The sequence below is a fragment of the Paenibacillus faecis genome, assembly GCF_008084145.1.
Lineage (GTDB): Bacteria > Bacillota > Bacilli > Paenibacillales > Paenibacillaceae > Fontibacillus > Fontibacillus faecis.
On the sequence record NZ_VSDO01000006.1, the window covers coordinates 77,835 to 95,315 of the forward strand.

The 17,481-nt window shown below is 53.4% G+C and carries 10 protein-coding genes; all 10 read left to right on the forward strand.

Translation table 11 applies throughout. The features are described from left to right. The first annotated feature begins 18 nt into the window (after positions 1 to 18). The 10 genes from FRY98_RS25545 (at position 19) to FRY98_RS25590 (ending at position 17,478) form a co-directional block, all read left to right on the forward strand. Positions 19 to 1,560 (forward strand): extracellular solute-binding protein, encoded by a 1,542-nt coding sequence (locus FRY98_RS25545; protein WP_170287190.1) that lies wholly within the window; start codon positions 19 to 21, stop codon positions 1,558 to 1,560. A 101-nt stretch (positions 1,561 to 1,661) separates the two neighbouring features. Further along, complete coding sequence (locus FRY98_RS25550) at positions 1,662 to 3,095, forward strand: ABC transporter substrate-binding protein (protein WP_148457540.1); 1,434 nt, start codon at positions 1,662 to 1,664, stop codon at positions 3,093 to 3,095. A 132-nt stretch (positions 3,096 to 3,227) separates the two neighbouring features. Then, positions 3,228 to 4,145, forward strand: coding sequence for a carbohydrate ABC transporter permease (locus tag FRY98_RS25555; protein ID WP_148457542.1), 918 nt, complete (start codon positions 3,228 to 3,230; stop codon positions 4,143 to 4,145). Further along, the gene (locus tag FRY98_RS25560; RefSeq protein ID WP_148457544.1) at positions 4,142 to 5,029 is read left to right on the forward strand and encodes a carbohydrate ABC transporter permease; all 888 of its coding nucleotides are present in this window, start codon (positions 4,142 to 4,144) and stop codon (positions 5,027 to 5,029) included. Before FRY98_RS25555 ends, FRY98_RS25560 begins: the two co-directional genes overlap by 4 nt. Before the next feature lie 28 nt (positions 5,030 to 5,057). Then, the gene (locus FRY98_RS25565) at positions 5,058 to 9,947 is read left to right on the forward strand and encodes a sugar-binding protein (RefSeq protein WP_148457546.1); all 4,890 of its coding nucleotides are present in this window, start codon (positions 5,058 to 5,060) and stop codon (positions 9,945 to 9,947) included. Positions 9,948 to 9,970: 23 nt separating this feature from the next. Further along, positions 9,971 to 14,299 (forward strand): CARDB domain-containing protein, encoded by a 4,329-nt coding sequence (locus FRY98_RS25570; protein ID WP_170287191.1) that lies wholly within the window; start codon positions 9,971 to 9,973, stop codon positions 14,297 to 14,299. 72 nt (positions 14,300 to 14,371) lie between these two features. Further along, complete coding sequence (locus FRY98_RS25575) at positions 14,372 to 14,929, forward strand: cohesin domain-containing protein (protein WP_148457549.1); 558 nt, start codon at positions 14,372 to 14,374, stop codon at positions 14,927 to 14,929. 1 nt (position 14,930) lies between these two features. Then, a complete protein-coding gene (locus tag FRY98_RS25580) occupies positions 14,931 to 15,992 on the forward strand; it encodes a glycoside hydrolase family 88/105 protein (protein ID WP_170287192.1) in 1,062 nt (353 codons plus the stop codon). A gap of 218 nt (positions 15,993 to 16,210) precedes the next feature. Beyond that, on the forward strand, positions 16,211 to 17,068 hold the full coding sequence (locus FRY98_RS25585) for a TolB-like translocation protein (RefSeq protein ID WP_148457552.1): 858 nt from the start codon (positions 16,211 to 16,213) through the stop codon (positions 17,066 to 17,068). Beyond that, positions 17,065 to 17,478: a VanZ family protein gene (locus tag FRY98_RS25590; RefSeq protein WP_148457553.1), complete on the forward strand. Its 414-nt coding sequence runs from the start codon at positions 17,065 to 17,067 to the stop codon at positions 17,476 to 17,478. The genes FRY98_RS25585 and FRY98_RS25590 overlap by 4 nt, the downstream gene beginning before the upstream one ends. Positions 17,479 to 17,481 lie beyond the last annotated feature (3 nt).

A 17,481-nucleotide genomic window follows, 5' to 3' on the forward strand; every position in this document is an offset into this window, starting at 1 on the left:
ACGAGAGGAGTGGGTGAATTGGCCATTCATTTAAAGCGCCTGTTTTTGTTGGCGTTGCTGCTGGCGAGCGCGGGACTGCTCGCGTCTTGTTCGGATTCCGCGAGGGAGGAACCGCTGGTTGTTTTGGAGGTGGACCGATGGTATCCGTATAACGTGGAGTTTCCCGATCCGCAGGAAGATTTCATTCTGCAGACGATCCGCAAGCGGTTGAATATCGATTTAAGATTCAACTTCTCGACCGGAAGATCGCAGGATTGGAGGACAAAGCTGGCATCTCGCGTGGCTTCGGGCGATCTGCCGGATATGATCTATTTTTTCAACATGATGGATTACCGGACCGCCCGCACGCAGGGGTATCTCATTCCGCTAAATGAAGCCTTGAAGTCGGGAGATCTGCCGGAACATCTGGATTATATCACTTCCGATATGCTTCGTACCATTTCGGATGACAGAGGGGAGTATTACGGGATTCCCAATCGGACCGGACCTGCCGTGGAGGGCTTATTCATCCGTAGAGATTGGTTGAACGCCCTTTCGCTTGATGCGCCGCGAACCGTTCAGGAGTTTGCCGAGGTCGCCGAGGCATTCGCAAAGGAGGATCCGGACGGAAACGGGAAAGACGACACCTATGGTTTTACCGCTGGGGGCTGTATGAGCTGCCAGGATTTTTGGGAACTCCTCTCGGCCTTTACCGGCAATACGTCTCCGGATGAATATTTGCTGGACGGACAGCTGAAAGGGGGCTGGACCAGTTCCGAATACCGGGAATACCTGCTCTTTATGAACGGACTGATGCAGAGTGGCGCCCTGGATCCGGACCTGGCGACCAACGACTCCAATACCAAACGGGAAAAGATCGTGCAGGGGCAGGTCGGTATTTTTCACTACACCGGTTACCCGTCCGAGCTGATTCAGGAAATGAAGGCGTATAATCCGCAGGCGGATATCGCCTATTTACCGCCATTGGTAGGACCGGCCGGAACCGGTTCGCATTGGCCGACGATCCACGTTCCCACGACCGTAGGTATCACGGAAAAAGCGGGGAAGTCCCCGGAAAAAGTCCGAAAGATTATCGAGCTTATGAACTGGTATTACAGTGACGAAGGGCGGGAACTGATTCTTTACGGTAAAAAAGGCGTCAATCACGTTCGGCAGGAAGGCCGGAAACGGCTGCTCGAAGGAAAACAGAATGAGTATCTGGAGGTATATAGTCTGATCGGCGAGCGCAGCCTGTTTCTGGACGATGAAGAGGTAATGCGAGCCATGTTCCCGGATGAGCGGCAGTTCGAGGTTGTTCGCAGCATGATACAAAACGGCGGCAAGCGGGGATCGGTATACTCGATGGGATATGCGATGGAGCGTGCCGAATTGATCGACGATCTTAAGCTATTCCGCGAGCAAATGGCGGCCCGATTCATTTACGGGAATGCCCCGCTGGACGACAAGGGCTGGAGCGATTATGCGGATAAGCATGATCACGCTTATAACGGCTACACGGTACGTAAGGCGATGCTGAGCGATTTGCGGAAAGGCGGGTATTTATCGACCCACAAAGAATAGAAAGCGTTTCCCAAAGGATTTGAAATCAAGTTCCTTCCCTTTTTTTCTATAATGACTCGTGAACAAATGCATTCAACCACAAAGGGAAGGGGCAAGAAGAAATGAAACAGGCTAAAATCTTCATGCTGCTGGCGCTTACGTTCATGCTGGCGTTGGCGGGATGCTCCGGCAGCGGTGCGGGCGGAGGAGGGGCCCAACCGGAAGGGGACGGAACCGTCAAAGAAAATCCGAAGGGGGCGGGGCAATCCGAAAAAGTGACCATCACCGTGCAGTATCCGCCGCCTGACCAGGAAGTGGACCGGAAGGCAATGGATGACAAGATTGCGCGTTTTCAACAGCAGTATCCGCAAGTGGTCATTGAAAAAAGCGATTGGTTCTACAGCGACGGCGGGGCGGCGACATTGGGACTCAAGCTGGCTGCGGGGGAGGCGCCGTCTTATTACAACACGTATGCGACCGAAGCGAAGATTTTAACCGATAAAGGTTACGCCGCAGACATTACCTCTTTGTTGAACGGTTACGAGTACAAGGATCAGATTAACCAATCGCTGCTCGATATCTTCCATGTGGACGGGAAATATTACGCGATCCCGCAGGGCGGCTACGTGATGAGCGTCGGCCTCAATGCCAAGCTGTTCCGCGACAATGGGGCCGAGCTTCCGCCTTACGATTGGACATGGGAGGAAATGATCGAAGCGGCGAAATCCGTCAATGCCCCGGACAAAGGGATCGCGGGTTTCGCCGTAGCCGGACAAAGCAATGCGGCCGGGTGGAATTTGACGAACTTCATGTATCAGGCTGGCGATTTCGTCGAGGAAGTCAAAGACGGCAAGGTGACGGCAACGTTCAATTCCGAAGCGGGGCTGAAGGTGCTTGAACTGTACCGCGATTTGAGATGGAAGTATAATGTGCTGCCGGGGGACTGGAACTTGGCCAATCCGGATTTATCGAACTTGTATAAGCAAGGCCGCCTAGGTATTATTTTTCACTCCGGATCGCTGAACACGGGGATAAACGACGGCGGTTTCGCGCCGGAGGACGCCAAAATTTATCCGCTTCCCAGCATGGAGAAAGGTTCGCCGAACTATGCCATTACCGGTGGAAATTTCTTTGTGATCAACCCGCAGCAATCACCGGAACAGCAGGAGATGGCGTTCAAGTTTATCACTTACGATTACTTCCAGGACAGCGGGATCGAAACGGAGGAACTGAAAATTCAGGAACGCCAGAAAAACAAGCAGATGCATATACCGGAGCTGATGCCTTATTACAATCTGGATTCGGAATATGCGAAGCGGATGAATGAAATGTACGCCAAATATCCCGGCGTCGTTTACGAATACGATCCCGAATTTATGAAGATCTACAGTTCGAACGCGATGCCGGAGCCTCCTTTCGACGCCCAGGAGTACTATGCGATCATGACCAACATCATTCAGGAGATTTTCAGCAATAAAAATGCCGATTTGCGGCAGCTGCTAAAAGACGGCGCGGAGAAAATGCAAGCCGCCTATCTCGACAAGATTGAACTGTAGCCCCCCTGTAGGCAAGGTGTGGATTCGGCCATGGAGTCGTTAAAGCCTATATGAGGCCTATCCGAACCCGAAAACTCCACGTTTGACCGGTCGGATAGGTTTCACAATACGACGGAAGCGGGATGGTGGAGCATGAAAACGCAACTGGCCGCGCAAAAACCGACAAGCGGAACCCGGTTTCTCAAGCATTCGCGGCTTTATTTTTGGGGACTGTTATTTCTGATTCCGGAAATTGTGATATTTTGTGTTTTTTTATGGAAGCCGATCATCATGGGGATTTACTACAGTCTGCATGACATCAATTTTATCCGCGGCAATACGTTTGTCGGGCTGCAAAATTACCGGGACATCATCCAAGACGAGGCGTTTTTTACGGCGATCGGCAATACGCTTTGGTTCGTATTCCTGGGCTTGGTTATGGGCTACTGGGTTCCGGCGGTAGCGGCAACCGCCATATCGGAACTGCGGAAGTTCAAGGCGACCGCGCGGCTCGTCGTTTACCTGCCGAACATCGTTCCGGCCGTCGCTTTGTACGGGATGTGGCGTTGGCTATACGAGCCGATCGGTCCGCTCAACGACTTTTTGACGATTTTCCAGCTGCCTCCGGTAGAGTGGCTGACAGATAAATCGGTGGCGATGTTCTCCATCGTACTGATGAACACCTGGCATTATTTCGGCTCTACGGCGTTGATCTATCTGGCCGCGGTCATGAACATTCCGAAGGATTTATACGAGGCGGCCGAAATGGACGGAGCGGGGATTTGGCAGAGAATCAAATACATCACGCTGCCGTCGATCCGCCATATTTTCCTGTTAATGTTGATTATGCAGTTGATCGCCAACAGTCAAGCCTACGAACCGCAGCTGGCGATGACGGGTGGAGGACCGAATGAAGCGACCACCACATATATGCTGATGGTTGTTGACGGCGCCTTCAAACAATTCGCCTTCGGCAAGGCATCGGCGATGGGCGTGCTGCTGTTCGTTTCGCTAACCCTTTTGTCCATCTTGTTGTATGCGTTGCAAAGGAAAGGAGGAGACGAATCATGAAGGGCGATTCGCATCAGGAGCGGGGGATCATCTCCTTCCACGACTTTCGGCGGAGAAGAGTCAAAATCGGTTACGGCGTGATGGTCGTCATGCTGCTGGCGGTGGCGTGGACGATGATTTATCCGTTCCTCGTCACGATTTTTAACGCGTTCAAAACGAAAACCGACATCTACACCTTTCCGCCGTCTTTGCTGCCGAAGGATTGGGTGTGGACGAATTTTGGCGAAGTACTGAAGTATGTGGACCTGGGCCGCCATATGACTAATACGTTTTTGATTTTTGCGGGCAATATGCTGTTCGCTGTCCTGTTCATCGGTTTGGCCGCATTCAGCCTGTCGCATTTAAAGATTCCGTTTCGCAAGGGCTTTACGTTATTTTTCATGTGTACGCTGATGATTCCCTCGGCGACGTACATGATTCCGAATTATTTGAACCTCCAAAGCCTCGGCCTGCTCAACTCCTACTGGGCGTTCTGGCTACCGGCGGCGGCCAACGCGTTCTGGATCCTGCTGCTTAAGAGCTTCTTCGACGGCATCCATAAAGAATTGTTCGAAGCGGCCCGCATGGACGGGGCGTCGGAGATCCGCTGCTTTCTGCAGATCGCCTTCCCGTTGTCGCTGCCGATCATCGCCACGATCCTCATCTTCGGCTTCACGCAAACTTGGAACGAGTGGTATTGGGCGGGCGTGGTCATCACCAGTCCGGAAAAATATCCGATCGCTTCCGTCATTTACAAATACGTGCTTTCGGGTGAAACCAACAATATTCAGGAAAACGTGAAATTTGCCATTTTGACGATCGTCATGATACCCCCGCTCATGATTTTTGCGTTCTTGCAAAAATACATTATCCGAGGCGTGAACTTATCTTCTGTTAAAGGCTGACCCATTCCAGCGTAAAGGAGTACGGGAAATGACGGATAGAGCTCTAAAGCGTACGATCGCCATGCTCATGGTCGTGGTGTTATGGTGCGGCTCGTTGCCGCTTTCGGTTTCCGCCGAGGTAGAGGCTATTCGGATGATCCATGAACCGCTGTTCGTTAACGGAGAGTCGGCCATCTCCGCCACCGATCCTGCCAACCATTATCCAACCGGCGGTATCGGATTCCGTTCTCAAGGCGTGAACATGATGGCTGCCGATGTTGCAGTCAGCCACCCGGTCAATGAAAGCGGAGTTGAGCAATTAGCGTTTGAGCCGTACAGCAATGATTTTGAGAACGTGCCGGTCGGTGCGGTGCCGGAAGGGTGGAACGTCAGGGGCGACGCGAAGGTAGCGGAGCTTGCTACCGGCGAAAAAGTGCTCCGGCTTAACGGCAAGGTGGGCCAAATTTTCCCTACGGCCACGCTATCGGCACCCATGTATCGGAATATAGACAACTTTATCCTTAAATTTCGCGCCAAATACGAACGGACCAGTAATCAGGATTACAACGTATGGCGATTGCGCTACCGAATGGAGGATGAAAACAACAACTACGCGGTGGAGTGGGGAACACACAATTGGCGGTACTTCATTATGCGAAAAACCGAACTGGGCGGGAATTATCATCTTGGCACGTATAACGAGTCTCTGGATAACCGCTGGGTGGACTATGAACTCCGCGTATCGGGTATTACGCACGAACTCTATATCAACGGAACAAAAGTCATTTCCGTGGATGATTTCGATCAACTCCGGATGGAGAAAGGAAGGATTCAATTCGGTACCGTCTACGGCATCGACCTAATGATCGATTCATTGGAGCTCCTGCCGTTGGAGCCGTCCCATGTTTATAACGTAGAACCGGCGGGAAATTTTACGGGTATCTACGGACCCGACGAACAAGCGGGCATTCACGTATATTTGGCGGGAGGTTCTGAAGCGCATACGTATAAGGTGGAGTACACGGTGCACCGGGCGGACGGCGATAAGGCGCTGATCACTTCCGGGGAAAAAGAATTCTCGCTGGAAGCTTACGGTTTGGTGGATGAAGCGGTACACTTCGACTTGCCGTCCCATTTGATCGGTACCTATGATGTCCGGGTTAGTCTATCGATCGACGGGACGTTGATGGATCAAATGACGAAGCGGATGAGGATGGCTATCGTACGCGAGCTCCCGGAACAAGGTAAGCCCGATCTCGATATGGAATCGAAGTTCGGGTTTAACACGCATTATGATTTGAATTGGCGTGACGACATCATGGACGCGGTGCACAAGACGGGCGCAAAGCACCACCGGAGCGTGCTGAACTTGTCGGAAATTTTTACCGGACGTTATGATTCCGCTGGCGATCCTATTTTTGACTACAGCAAGGCGGACGCTTATATCTCCAAAATCAACAGCTTCGGGTTAAACCATATCCCCGTCCTCGGATTCATTCAAGACACGAAGCAGGCGGCTTCTTACGAAGGGTTAAGGCTGCTTGAAAATTTCGTTTCCGAAAGCGTCGACAGATATAAAGGGAAGATCCGAAACTACGAGACACCTAATGAACCGGAGTTATTCACAAAACCCTATATTCCTTATGAAGTGGTTCAACAGTGGAAACGGGCCTATATCGCGGCAAAAGCCGCCGATTTGAATTCCGTGTTCATTGCCGGCGGCCACACGTCCAGCGTCAGAAGCGTCCTTCCCGCGGAACTGGACTTGGGTGCCTACAATTATGCCGATGCCTTTTCGTGGCATCCCTACGTGTACAATGCGATGCCGGACGGTGCGATCGAGGCGTTTGTCGATGACATCGGGGAAATGATGGAAGAATACGGAGGTTGGAAGGATTATTACCTGACCGAGGGCGGATGGCCGACGGCGAAAGGCGGTTATCCGAACGTATCGGAGGAGGTTCAGCGGGATTATATCGTCCGGGCCTTTCTGATCTACCTGACCCGGCCCGAGGTGCGCGCCTGGGAATATTACAACTTTAAAAACGACGGTACGGATGAAAATTATTACGAAGTGTTTTGGGGCATTACGGACGTGAACGGACGTCCGAAGCTGGCCTATCCTGCCGTAGGCAACATGATGACCACGCTGGACCAAGCCGAATACGTCGGCCGTATCGATACGGGAGACCAACGGGAACGGGTGTATGTGTTTTTGAAAGACGGCGAGCCATTGGTCGTCGCATGGCGTTCCGTTGACCATAAGGACGATTCCGGCGAAAACCCGGCAACCTCGGAAATCCGAATAAGTTCCGACAGGGACACCGTCACGGTGCGGGACATCAACGGGGTTGAGCGGATCGAGACTGTCAACGGAGGCAGCCTGGATATCCCGGTTTCCGGTTCCCCGGTTTATGTGATGAATCCGGGAGAGAAGATGCTTCTTCAGGCCGCAGGGCAGGCGGTTGAAGATCATCATCGGGCGGCTTCGGCGGATATCGCGAAACTGGAAACGCCGGATAATGCACCGGTCGTTGACGACCTGATGCGGCGGATGGATACGATCAAATCCGGTTTGCTGGAGGCGGTTGCCTCAGGGGATGCCATCGCGAGAGCCGATTTGACGGAACAAGGAATCCGCCATATCTATGAGCTGATGAGCAGCATGGCCGACGAAATTCAAGCGGGCCGGCTGGAGCGGATCAAGACGTTTGCCGCCTTGGAATCTCTCTATTATTACGCCGAATCGGTAGCCAAGGCCTTGATTTACATGAAGGCATCGGTGGGGGTGGAAGGCGGAACGCCCGCTTATGAGGAAAACTTGCAGAGCGCAAACCAAATCTACACCTCGGTTAAAGGGGAGGACCAACTGCTGCCGGTTTCCACGGTCGCTCTTATGCGCGCGAACCGCTATGGGCGATTGGCTGAGGAACACGCTTCGCACGGGAATACGCCCCAAAGTTATGTATACGGTTTGCTTGCGCGCGAATTTTCCGGTACGGTTCGACAAATTCTTGAAGCCGATAAACCCGTCTACGTTGGCGTATGGTTGAATGTAACGCCTATTCGAAGATCGGGCGAACCGGGCGGTCCAAGCGCGATAACGGGGACGGTAGCGAACGATACGGCGCAGGAGCAGCAAGTGACCGTCCGTTTCCAAGTGCCGGAAGGCTGGGAGGCCATACCTGATTTGTCAGCGGACATGGGTCCTCAGGAAGTTTTCCGATTCGATGTTCCCCTTAAGGTGCCGTTTGGCGCGGTTACCGGTGAGTACCAGCCGAAGGTTATTGTTGAAAGAAACGGCGAACCGATCGACTCGGCCGAACTCGACTTCCGCGTTGAGGATACGATACAAGCCGAAATTTTGCCCGTGACCGAAGATGTTCGCGAGTTGGGGAACATTACCGTTCAAATCACAGGCTCCTCGGAAGCCCCGAAGAGCGGTAAAGTTACGGTACTTGGCCCGGATGGGGAAGAACTTCAGCCGCTGGCCGGCGATACGTTTACCAATCTGGCCAAAGACCGGTCGATCACGATGCAATTTCAGTGGAATTACCGGACGAAGTCGGATTACCACGAGTACATGAGTGAATTGATCATTACCGAAACGGACAGCCGGCGCGTGCTCTTGCGCGAGCAAGTGCCGCTTGACTTCCTGCTTGTGAGGTTTAGCCCTCAGCCCCCCGTCATCGACGGAATTCTGGACGATTGGAAGGCCGCCTATCCGGTGCACTTGCGCGGGGCGAAGCGGAATCAGACCGGTCGATACGATCCGGCTAACCTGGATGCGAAAGCCTATGCCATGTGGGATGACGACAATCTGTACCTTGCGGTGGAGGTGAAGGACGATATTCATAAAAATTCGGAAGATGCGCCCAATCTATGGAAAAACGATTCCCTGCAATTCTCCGTTGACCCATTAAGGGACAGTACGGCTTCTTATAACAACGACGACATGGAGTGGGGATTTGCGCATCATGACGATGGACGTCACCTGGCGAATATCTTCTTCTCCCGCGCGCCGAATCCGAACGGCAATGTCAGCGAAGGGTTTCCGTACCGCATAACCCGTGATGAAAAGGAGAAGACGACCTATTATGAAATCGCGCTCCCAGCCAGTATGATCCATCATCTCGAACTTACGGAAGGCAACGCTATCGGCTACAACCTCGCGGTAAACGACGCCGACTATCAGATGGGACGGGATAATTTCATCCAATGGACGAAGGGATTGGCGGACGGGAAAAATCCCGGAGCTTATGACGCGTTCACGCTGGTGAAAGCGGAGGACGGCAATGGGCCGCCGGCGGAAGGCGCAAAAATCAAGCTGGTTGCGGACAAAAGCATTGTGGAAGTCGGCGAGGAGGCGGCATTGACCGTTTCGGTTGAGGAGGCCAGCGACCTCTATGGCATTTCGCTGGAAATCGGCTATGATCCGGATTTGTTTGAGTTCAGGTCGATCGAATTGTTGGAGCCTTTCCGGGAAGGCGACGATAACGGCGATGGCTTCCTGATGCATTCCGATCTCGGAGGCAAGCTGCGCATTGCCGCCAGCCGGCTGGGCGGGGTGAGGGGAATCGATGGCGATGGAGACTTGCTGCGGATTGTGTTTACGGCGCGGCAGCAGGATGGCCGCACGACCCTGGCCACGGATCAGGTTGCAATCTCCGACAGCATGGCGGTAATTTCGACCGGTTCCGACGGCACTTATCCGCTCGCGGTGGCGGATTCCTATGCCATTACGGGGTCGGAACCGCGTTCCAATGCGCTTGTTGCGATCGCCAAAGCGTTCGGCGCCAGGAATGGAGAAGCCAACTACGCTCCAAATCTGGATATGAACAAGGATGGAGGCATCGATATTATCGATCTTTCCTATGTCGCTATCCGGATTTTGCAAGCGAAGAAGTTTGCCGCCCTTCCGGCGGAAGCAGCCTTTTAAAAAGGATCATGAGGAGGAAATGTATGAAAATACCCCAATACTGGTCTGTTCTGCTCGTCATATCGCTATTGTTTACGCTTTATCCCCCTTTGTCCGGTCATGCGGCGGCCTCTTCCGAAAACGCCGCCGCCCTACCTGCCGATTTGATAACACAGAAAGAGGAACGTATTTTTCTAAAGGAGGATGTCCCGATGGAGAGCGTTTCGAAAGAAAATACTCCGGGAAATAACGTGCCGGGTCAAAGTGTGCCGGAAGAGGATAACGTTATTGCACCCGGAGAATTGGAGCTATCCTCTGCGGCCGCGGTGGCACTGGGCAAGGAATTGGCCCGCGGCAAACCGATCACCGCGTCTTCCGAGGTTTCCTCCAGCGGCCGGGTCGCCGTCAACGCGAACGATGGCGATCTATCCACGCAGTGGGAGTCGGCAGTCAAACCGGCGTCGATTACGATCGACCTGGAATCGGTCTATCCGGTCGCAGGCATAGCCATGAGCCTGGGACCGAATTGGACGGCGCGAACGCAATCCATTGCCGTGGAGGGGAGCCGGGACGGCGAGACATACATGACGCTTGTTCCCGAAGCGAAATATTCGTTCCAAAGAGACCCGAAGCACCGCGTCGAATTGGGATTCGCACCCGCGGATTTGCGTTATGTCCGGTTCACCGGAACATCCAACTCCAATCCGAACGGCATTCAATTTGCCGAGCTGGAAGTGTATCAGGATCCGAATCACGTTCCGCCGGAGTTGCCCGACCTTTCGGTATCCTCGGTTCACCTGGCTCCATCCGTGCCCGAACCGGGAGATGAAGTCGCATTCAGCGCGGAGATCCGGAATGAAGGAACGGGGGTTGTGACGGATTCGGACATCCTGGTGACGTTCACTTTAAATCCGGCCGTCAACGATACGGCGGTAACCGATGCGGTGTATGCCGGGAGTCTGGGACCGGGCGATACGGTAACCGTGACGGGAACGACAACCTGGACGGCTTCCTTGGGCACTTACGCCTTACAAGCCGAGGTGAGCGCGGAGGTTCAGGAAACGGACAACCGGAACAATGCGAAAGTGGACTATTTTGCCGTGCGGCAGCCGGCTGCGGAGCGGACCGAGTTTGAAGAACGGGCAGAGTATATTCTGCAAACTCTCGCCACGAGCGAACCTACGCAGACGGACCGGACGCTGTGGGTGAAGGAAGCCGTTTTCCACGCCCAGGCGAGGTTTGCGCTCGGCGTTGATGTCGAACAGGGCTTGGAATATATATCCAGTATTAACAATAACCCCGCCGGTGCGTCCATGTTTTTTTACACGGCCAACATCGACAGTTATTTGAAATACGGCCATCTGTATCCGGAATCGCTCAGAGAGAAGGTAAAAGCCAATATGCTTGCCGCAGACTACTCCAATAATGGCAGTACGGAGAATCACTTTCTCAAATTCCGGACGGCCGGCTATCTGGTAGCCCAGACCTGGCCGGATTGGAGCCAGGCGCAAGCGACGAAGGCGTTCGCCGAACGCGACATCGGCGAAATGCTGGAGCGGTTCGTCAAGTACGGCATGAAGGAATACGACTCCACGACGTACTGGGCGCTTTACGTCGAATGTTTGTTAATGCTGCATGATCTGGCCGACGATCCGCAAATGAAGCAAAAGGCCAAAATGGCGCTGGACTGGATGATCGCCAATACGGCCGCGGAATGGGTTGACGGATATTGGGTATCTTCCACGGTTCGCGATTATATGGGGATGAGCCCCAAACTCGGCGCCGCCGGAACGACTATGGCCTGGTTGTATCTTGGCGGAGAAGAGCGGCCGCGTCTTCTTAATAATGAACTCAATTATCCGGAAGGGATGTATTCCGTAATTGCGGCTGTCTCATCTTACCGTGTGCCGGAATGGATTCGAGCGGCGGCGCTTGAACGGAGCGAGCCTTATACGAATCTTGAAAGTCATGATCAGTATCCATCGAGCAAACTGAACTGGCCGCACGGGTACCGAAAGACCACCTACATCGATGAACATTACGGCGTGGCAAGCCAATTTGACGGTTACGGCACCTTAGGATGGTCGGATCAGTTGCGACGGTGGTTCGTCAGATGGAAATCGGAGGACGCTTTCAGCACTTTTTATGTATCTCATCCGAAAAACGGCGCCTTGCAGTCGGGAGCCACGCCATACGAGCAGGTGCTTCAACATGGGGGAACGCTGCTGACCGTGACCCATATTCCGGCGAGCGATCCGAAGCCGTATATCGCCGGGCCGCTGCCGTCCGGCGTCATCGAGACGGTGGAAGATTCAAGCGGCTGGATCTTTGCGCATGAAGGCAACGTGCTGCTGGCGGTCAAAATCATCAAGCCTTACAGCTGGGCCGAAGAGTCGGTCGGGCCGCTGGTCATCCCCGTCCTTCGCAGCGAAGGCCTGAAGAATGCGGTGATCGTGGAGACGGCCAAACCGGGGGACTACGCCGAAGCCGGGGATGACAGCATGACGGCGGACGAACGGCGGACTAGCGAACTCGCCCGCTTCAGGGAAGCCATCAAAGCCGGCACGAAGGTGGATGCCGCCGGGTTGGAGAATGCGAATCCCGCTGTCGTCTATCATTCGCTTGCCGGGGATACGTTAAGCCTGACCTTCAACGGGGAACGAAGCGTTAACGGGGAACCCGTCGATTATTCATCGTGGCCGCTCATCGACAATCCGTTTATGCGTCAGGAGGTGGGAAGCCCAATCTTTACGCTGATGCATGACGGGGAGACCAGCGAATATGATTTTGACAATTGGACCATCCATACACCGGAAGCGGAACCTGACATGTCCGTGACCGGCGTTGGAACCGTACCGGATACTCCTCAAGCCGGCCAAGAGGTCACCTTCAAGGCAAAGGTTCGAAACGCCGGTTTGTCCGATACGCCGGGAGGTTTTGAGGTGGTGTTCAGCTTGAACGGCAATCCCGTTTCCACGATCGTCCATGCGGATAAGCTCGCCGCAGGCGAGACAGTTACGGTGTCCAGTGAACCTTGGAAATTTGAAGCTGAAGGAACCTACTCGCTATCCGTCTCGGTCCGAGCCGTGGATTGGCGGGAACCGGATCAGAGCAACAATCGATACGATCGTTCGATCGAGGTGGCCGGAGCGCTGCGCCAGCTGTTCGCGGACGATTTCGAAGGCGACATCGTCACGAAGTGGGACAGCGGCGGAAGCGTTGGCAGCTGGTCTCATGCGAACGATCCTGCGGTCGGTTCGATGGTGATGAAGGGAACGAGTACGGCGACTAACGGAAATCCGGTCCGTAAAGTGGCAAAATCCGCGGCGTGGACCGATTACGAACGTACGAACCGGGATTATGATTTTTCTTTTAAAGCCAGGTACTCAGTCGGTACAACCGGTGGCGGTTCCGGCGAGCAAATGCGGGCCCTCGTCCGGTTCGCCAACGTGCAGGCTTATTCATTTTTTGAATTTAGCGCCCGCACCAACGAGGTTTCCTTCTGGAAATATACTTCCGAACAAGGCTTTATCAATTTGTCCGGGCCGGTTTCGATCGCTGCCAAGCTTCCCGATTTCGATTTCAACCAATACAACGATTATAAAATTCGCGGGGAAGGCGATGTCATTTCCTTGTCGATCAATGGCCGACTGATTATGGAAACGAAGCAGATTTCGGACATCACGGGCGGTTCGGTTGGCTTTATGAACCGGAATTCGGAACTGTGGATCGACCAAGTGCGCGTTCAAACGATTGAAGACGAGGTTCCGGGTCCCGGCGACTCCACTTCGTTTGACTTTGAATTCATAGGCGCGGCACCCGGACAGAACGGAGAGGTCGTGGTGGATCTGAAGGCTTCGCAGGCATCGGACTTGTATGGATTTGTATTTGATCTGGACTATGATCGGGAGAAACTGAAGCTGACCCGCGCCCAGGCCAATGACGAGTTCGGAGAACATGCCTACGTGACATTCCAAGAAAGAGTGGACAGGGTGAGAATCGTCGGGACCCGAACCGCCCTGGACGGAGAATCGGGGGTAGATGGCGATGCTCGATTGCTGAGGCTCGTTTTCAATCGGCTGAAACCGTTGAATGAATTTGAATTAACGCTGATGGCTGGCTCCGATTATTCCGACAGCACCGGGAAGCGGACGATTCTTGAATCGCCGATTCACAAGACCCTCTTGCTCCTGGCGGCCGACGTCAACGGGGATGGGAAGGTTGGCATTGACGACTTGGTGCTGGTCGCGAAAGCTTTTGGTGCGAGAAGCGGAGACGAGGGCTACAAGGCGGCATGCGACGTCAATCGGGACGGCGTCATCGACATTGAGGATCTCAGTTACGTAGCTCTTCAAATCCTGCAGTCCGAATAAACCTAATAATGATTTCCCCTGCGGCTTCGCCGATAATGACGGAAGTTGCAGGGGATCCTGGGAGGAAGCCGTATGAGAGCAGTGAAGACCGGGCTGGCGTGTTTAGCGATGTTGTCGGCATGTTTCGCCTTGGCCGCAAATCCTGTTCAGGCCGAGGGAAGGACGAAAAGCCAAATCGAACTGTTTTTGCAAGACCAGGATGCCGTGTTGAAGCGAGGCTCCTTCGTGGACATATCCGTCAAGACCCAGGATGTTCCGGGGTTGTTCGGCATCCAATTCGAACTTGTCTACGACCCGGATCTTCTTGAGCTACCCGGCAAGAACAGCGTGGAAATCTCCGAATCTTTCCAGGCTTGGGTGATCAAGAACGATCCGGAAACCGGAATAATCCAAATCGCGGCCACTAGAAAATCGCTGCCTGAGGATGCAGAGGAAAACCTTCCGCTGGCAAAGTTCCGCTTCCGTACGTTGACCAGCGGAAACGCGGAGGTTTCTCTGCAGGAGATCAAAGCCGTCGATGCGGTCCCACGGGAAATTCAGTTGAGTTCCGCCGAGGAACCTGTCGTAGAAATTTCGATCAAAGATCCCGCTGCAAATGCAGGAAAAGGCCGGCGGGATGGGGGGAGTTAAGTTGGCGACCTCAATTGAGCCGGTATACCGTTACATGATGCACAGCCATGAGGAGGAGTGGGGAGACCACCCATGGCGGGATTGGGCCATGAATATTCACCGTTGGGATTGGAATCCCGGCGTGGCGATCCTAGCGGCGATGGAATATTTTAAGGTGACGGATCGCCGTGAAGTTCTGAACGAAATCGTCTGCTGGGTCAATCAAAATGAGCCCCCGTTTCATGGTGGAAGCATGGTGATTAATTCAGTGGCGCCGTTTGCGGTCTATCCGGATCTGTTCCGAGTTACCGCCGATGAATCTTACAAGCAAACGGCCATGAAGATCGCCGATTGGCTCATCGAAAGAGCCCCGCGGACGAAAGAAAGCGCGTTCGAGCATACGGTGACCGAGAGCGAAGCGTTCCGCGAGCAGGTGTGGGCCGACACCGTTTTTATGGCGGTCGTGTTTCTTGCAAGATCGGCCCGCTTGTTCCGGGACGAACATTATGCGCAAGAAGCCGCAAGTCAGCTTTTGGTACATTACCGGTTGCTGCAGGATGTCGAAACGAACTTGTTTTTCCACGGATATAACTGTTCTTTAAAATCCCACATGTCGGCCGCGAGATGGACCCGGGCAAACGCCTGGATGGCGCTGGGAACGCCCATGATTTACCGGGAGATCCAGGGTTTGTGCGAAGTTCCTCAAGAAATCGGAACCCGTTACCGGGAGATGATGCAAGCGATACGAGCGGTACAGCGCGACGACGGGCTGTGGCCGACCGTGCTGGACCGCCCAGATTACGTACCGGAAACCTCGGGAAGCGCCGGTATCGCCTGCGGTATAATCCACGGTATAAGCCAAGGGTTGCTGGACGATTCGTTCCGCGAATGCGCGCTGAATGCGGCGGAAGGCGTAAGTGCGCAAATCGGCGCGGACGGAAGGGTGTCGGGCGTATCGGGGGGGACCCCGGTGCTCGCTTCGGTTGATGATTACAATCGGGTTCCTGTTTTTCCTACGTTATACGGGCAAGGGCTGGTACTGATGCTGCTCACTACACTGCACGATGAGCGCACGCGTTCTTGAATTTCGCGGCTTCGTTCGATAGTTCCATTTTAGGGGCATACACCCACAGCCTCAATCCTGACGGATTGGGGTTGTTGCCGTTAACGGAACGCCACACTAGAGACGGATATTTATATATCCAGGAAGCTTATTTTTGGAATGGAACAAAACGCCTTCCTTTTGCGTTAATACTATGTGTAATTCACATGATAAATTGACATGAGACGGGAGTGGCTTTAATGAACCGAGGAATAGGATGGGTGACCGCGTCAGCGCTCTTGCTGCTGGCTTTGACGGGGTGTGCCGGACATGAAGCGGGAAAAACGGATACCCCAGGAGCAGGAAATACAGCGGCAGATCGCCTGCAGGAAAAACCGGCTTCTTCAGGAACGGAGATGAAGCAGGGCGAGAAGAGCGATCCGGCCACGAATGAGACCGTAGAAAATAGCTTGGCCTATTACGAGCCTGATTTGGAAATCAAGCAGGAAGCGCAGGAGGGCAAGGTAGTCTGGATGTCGGGCCATGTCGAGTTGGTGATTGAGAAGTCGCCGAAGGAAGTGCACGCATTGAGCGTGAAAACCAATGGGAAGACCTATTCGCTTAAACCGGAACGTGAACCAAGCTCGGTCGAAGCCATGGCTCTGTCCGTAACCGGGAAATTTTTGGCCGTGGATCTTTTTCAGAACAACGTTGGCCATGAGATCCTCATTCTCAATCTGGAGAACGGGGATCAAATAAATCTTAATCAGCTGGCCTCCGGGAAAAACGAGGGAGTTGAGACGATCCACGCCTACAACTGGTCGCCGGATGGAAGCATTTTGGCTTACGCCTACGGCGATACAAGTTCCAGCAGTATTGCAGCGTACGATTTTGAAAAAGAAACCGCACTGAATTTGGCGGAAGATGCCCCATATATTTCGACAGCTTATATTTTGTGGAGTACGGACGGTGAAGTGATCGACGCCATCAGTGAACAGCCTTCGGATCAATTCAAATTGCACCGCTATTCCGTGAAAGGCGGAACGGTTGAAGAAGTTGCGGACGTAAAGCGCGAAGAACTTCAGCGATACAATAAATACAGACCTAGCGCTCCATGAGAAGAGTCGTTTTTCTGGTTATAACGGGCTACACTTTACTGATCGGCTATTGGATGCTGTTCGGATTCGGTAGAGAGCCCCAGCCCGGTTATTTATTTAACTTAAAGCCCTTATGTACCATTCGTCAGTTTTTGCAGGTAGACCATTTTAGTCCTAAAGTGTGGATGATGAACTTGGTTGGTAATGTCGGGGTTTTTGTGCCCTACGGGGTGCTGCTTCCTCTCTTTCTGAAGGAGGGGAGACTGCTACTTAAATCGTTGTGCCTATTTTTAAGTGGCGTCTTCGTGCTGGAGTCTTTACAGTTACTCACCAAAAGGGGAAGCTGGGACATCGATGATTTTATATTAAACACGCTCGGCTTCCTTCTTGGTTATGGCTTGTACCTCATTCTCAAAAGATCCGGGAGGTGATTA